This window comes from Pricia antarctica (assembly GCF_900101815.1).
Classification (GTDB): domain Bacteria; phylum Bacteroidota; class Bacteroidia; order Flavobacteriales; family Flavobacteriaceae; genus Pricia; species Pricia antarctica.
Genome location: NZ_FNAO01000028.1, coordinates 1 through 3,332 on the forward strand (window position 1 = coordinate 1; position 3,332 = coordinate 3,332).

Below are 3,332 nucleotides of genomic sequence, written 5' to 3' on the forward strand. Positions count from 1 at the left end.
GCTAAAACCGGCCTTGACAAGGAGCGTAGCCTAAAGGTACGCACGTTAGCTCAAAAACTCAACTGGTTTTTCTGGTAGGAAGATTACGCACAACGCCATAGCTATGCGCAGTGCGGAATCGCACGCACCTGCCGTTTGGCCTTGAAATTAGCGAAATCTTTTGGTTCCGTTATTTGAACTATCCCGCGAAAGAGCAAAATCCAAAAGATATTGCGGTGCCGCTCGGAACGCCCAGACCTTTGGTTTTAAACAACGAACCCCGCATTCCCATAGGTTTTGTTGTCCTTAGTACTTTCCGCTATGCTATGGTAATATTTAGATTTTTACCTAAACCTAATTCAATCAGTTTGTGATAGGTAGAAACTTGAATATCACTCAACCCACGTTCAATACGTGATATGTAGCTTTTTTTTGTCCCGGTTCTTTCGGCAAGCTCTTCTTGTGTCAAATTTGCCTCTTTCCGAGCCTCCTTTAACATTGCTCCCAAACGAAAAGCAAGTGAATCCGCGTCGTATCTGTCACGTTTTTCAGTTCCCTTGTTTCCATACTTTTTAACGAGTATATCTTCAAAATCAGTTACATTTTCCATATTAGCCATTTTTATTTTTTAAATATTCCTTTTTCAATTTTTCGGCAAGTTTGATTTCTTTCCTCGGTGTCTTTTGAGTTTTCTTGACGAAACAGTTGGCAAGCATTACTAAGTTCCCGTCATCAAAGAAGCATAAAATCCGTATACTTTTAAAAGTTGTAATAACACGGACTTCATAAATACCATCGGTATTTTCGAGTGCTTTGAAGAACTTTTTGGGAACACGTTGTTCAAAACGGATCAAGTCCAATACATATTCGATTTTATTCTGGACCTTTTCCTCCTGCGATTCGTAAAAGTCAACAAAGTGACTTTTGTATGCGTTTATTTTTCTGACCACCCACCAAAGTTAACTAATTGGTGTACAATTTCCAATAAAAGTTGCAAAGATTCGTCTTAATATGGATTTTTAATAGACAAAGGAGTTGTTTTACGTTACGGATAGCTTTCCAGTAAAGTAATAGCCTTTGATCAAGCGAGACAGCAAGTCAATTTAGTAGTAATGATTAAACAATTAACAAGTAAAAAGAATCTAAACGACGCCTATGAGCGGGTGTATCTTAACAAGGGTTCAGCAGGATTAGATGGCGTTCATATAACTGAACTAAAATCTATATTGCAAAGCCAAGGTAAGCGATATATCGAGCAAATAGAAAGAGAGACTTTTCAGGTGTCTCCAATATTGGGTGTTGAAATACCAAAAAGCAACGGGAAGAAGCGATTACTCGGTATTCCCACAGTTGTTGATAGGGTGTTCCAGCAAGCATTACATCAAGTTTTGCAACCCATATTCGAGCCAGACTTTCAACAGCATAGTTATGGATTCAGACCAGAGCGCAGCGCCCATCAGGCAATCGCGCAAAGCCTTGAAAATATCAATTCAGGTTCTAAGGATATAGTAGATATAGATTTGAAGAGTTTTTTTGATGAAGTGGAACACTATATTCTTTTAGAATTGATTTACAAAAAGGTAAAATGCAAGCCAACGATGAAGCTATTGCGTTGTTTTCTTAAAGCCCCGATACTAATCAATGGTAAATTACACAAACGGAAAAAGGGTGTTCAGCAAGGCTCGCCTTTAAGTCCATTGCTCTCCAATATCCTGCTCAACGAGCTGGATAAAGAACTGGAGAAACGGGGACACCGCTATGTAAGATATGCCGACGATTTCAGTATCTATGTCAAGAGTAAAAAGTCAGCAAAACGAGTAGGCAATAGTATCTATAAGTTTCTGCGGGACAAACTCCGACTGCCTATAAACAGGGAGAAAAGTGGCATACGTAAACCTTTAAGTCTCCAAGTGTTAGGGTTTGGTTTTGTACCTACCTATAAGAAAGGGGAAAAAGGTGAATATCAACTCGTGGTAAAACCGTCCAAATGGAAGGAATTCAGGGCAAAGCTCAAATACCTGACCAAAAAGACGATACCGGCAAGTTTCGAAGAACGTGTCGACCGTATCAACCTGTTGATACGCGGTTGGATAAATTACTTTATACCGGCGTCCATTCAGGCCAAACTTAAAAAGTTGGAAGAGTGGTTAAGAAACCGACTACGGTATTGCATATGGCATCATTGGAAGAAACCCGAGCGAAAACGGAAAAACCTGATTCGCTTAGGAATTGACCAAGACCATGCCTATGCGTGGAGTCGTACAAGAATGGGTGGCTGGGCAGTCGCCCAAAGTCTATTTTACGGACTACCATTACCATAAAACGGTTAAAGAGGAAAGGTTATGTTAGTTTAATCGAATACTACAAACGATAAGTTCCATTATCGAACCGCCGTATACGAGACCCGTATGTGCGGTGGTGTGAGGGGTGCACTCCGTCATTTGATGGCGGAGCCATCCACTCGATTAGCGGGTCGTTGTTTCTCGTTGTTGTCAATTACTTTTAAAATAAGCAGAGGATTTCGGGATAAAAAGTAGAACAGCAACTATTAGTAAAAGAACTGCGTGTGTAATTGTTTCAGAAACTGAATGGAATGTACTTAACACAATATGGTATGCAAGCCAGGCAATTGCAAACCAGCGAGCCCAATTGACGCGTTTTAGTAGCAGTACTCCACAAACAATAGCAAGAGCTCGTATAAGCAGAACCCAAGCAAACTCATAACCCATAGATCTTTGTTCAAAGTAATCTTTTGCGTGATACACAAAGCCAACTCCACCGGCAACTATTAAGAGGAGCGCAACAATGAGTACAGGAATAGGACATTTTTTCACTACCTGCCGTTTTTTACATTTTCTTTTGAATTTGCCAATAATGCCCAAATGGATCTTTGAACAACCCTTGTCTGTAACCGTATTCGTAGTCGGTAACAGGTCTTATTTCTGTTGCTCCTGCTGAAATTCCACGCTTAAAAACTTTGTGAACATCGTCCACAAACAAGCCGACAACCGTTGTTACACCTTTTGCGGTTACAGGTTCAAGTGCTTCAAACCAACGCATTATTTCGTGTAAGTGAAAAATAGCGCCATCTATTTCCAATTCTGCCACGTGAATGCTCCCGTCATCGTTCCGTAAGCAAAAATGTTCTGTTGCACCGAATTTGTTATAGAAATCAATATTGAACGTTCCATTTGGAATGTGCAGTTCAGGTGCAAAATGTGTTTTTTCAATTGCGTTTGTCATATTTTTTATGATTGCAATGTTCGTAAAGGCACATAGTTTACACAAGTTAAAGATTAAGGTTTACACTAAATTAATTTCCAGCCTTGTTGCTTGTTCTTTATTTCTTAGAT

Annotated in this window: 5 protein-coding genes; 1 reads left to right on the forward strand and 4 read right to left on the reverse strand. The window is 39.8% G+C overall.

Annotated features, from left to right (window positions below):
* Positions 1-298: 298 nt before the first annotated feature.
* Together BLT07_RS20410 and BLT07_RS20415 are read right to left on the reverse strand one after the other, a co-directional pair.
* On the reverse strand, positions 299-589 hold the full coding sequence (locus tag BLT07_RS20410; protein WP_091874446.1) for a helix-turn-helix domain-containing protein: 291 nt from the start codon (positions 587-589) through the stop codon (positions 299-301).
* Between the two features lies 1 nt (position 590).
* Positions 591-929: a type II toxin-antitoxin system RelE/ParE family toxin gene (locus tag BLT07_RS20415; protein WP_091874439.1), complete on the reverse strand. Its 339-nt coding sequence runs from the start codon at positions 927-929 to the stop codon at positions 591-593.
* A 162-nt stretch (positions 930-1,091) separates the two neighbouring features.
* Between BLT07_RS20415 and ltrA the strand changes: the two genes are divergently transcribed.
* A complete protein-coding gene (gene ltrA / locus BLT07_RS20420; RefSeq protein ID WP_245726630.1) occupies positions 1,092-2,300 on the forward strand; it encodes a group II intron reverse transcriptase/maturase in 1,209 nt (402 codons plus the stop codon).
* A gap of 171 nt (positions 2,301-2,471) precedes the next feature.
* On the opposite strand, the gene BLT07_RS20425 is transcribed toward ltrA, so the two are convergent.
* Positions 2,472-2,813, reverse strand: coding sequence for a hypothetical protein (locus tag BLT07_RS20425; RefSeq protein WP_139205189.1), 342 nt, complete (start codon positions 2,811-2,813; stop codon positions 2,472-2,474).
* A 13-nt stretch (positions 2,814-2,826) separates the two neighbouring features.
* Positions 2,827-3,222 carry a VOC family protein gene (locus BLT07_RS20430; RefSeq protein ID WP_091874443.1) on the reverse strand — a complete coding sequence of 132 codons (396 nt, stop codon included), beginning with the start codon at positions 3,220-3,222 and terminating at the stop codon, positions 2,827-2,829.
* Positions 3,223-3,332 lie beyond the last annotated feature (110 nt).

Excerpts from the sequence above, each read along its gene's own strand:
- BLT07_RS20430 (WP_091874443.1), bottom strand. The coding sequence starts at position 3,222 with ATGACAAACGCAATTGAAAAAACACATTTTGCACCTGAACTGCACATT.
- BLT07_RS20410 (WP_091874446.1), bottom strand. The coding sequence starts at position 589 with ATGGAAAATGTAACTGATTTTGAAGATATACTCGTTAAAAAGTATGGA.
- ltrA (WP_245726630.1), top strand. The coding sequence starts at position 1,092 with ATGATTAAACAATTAACAAGTAAAAAGAATCTAAACGACGCCTATGAG.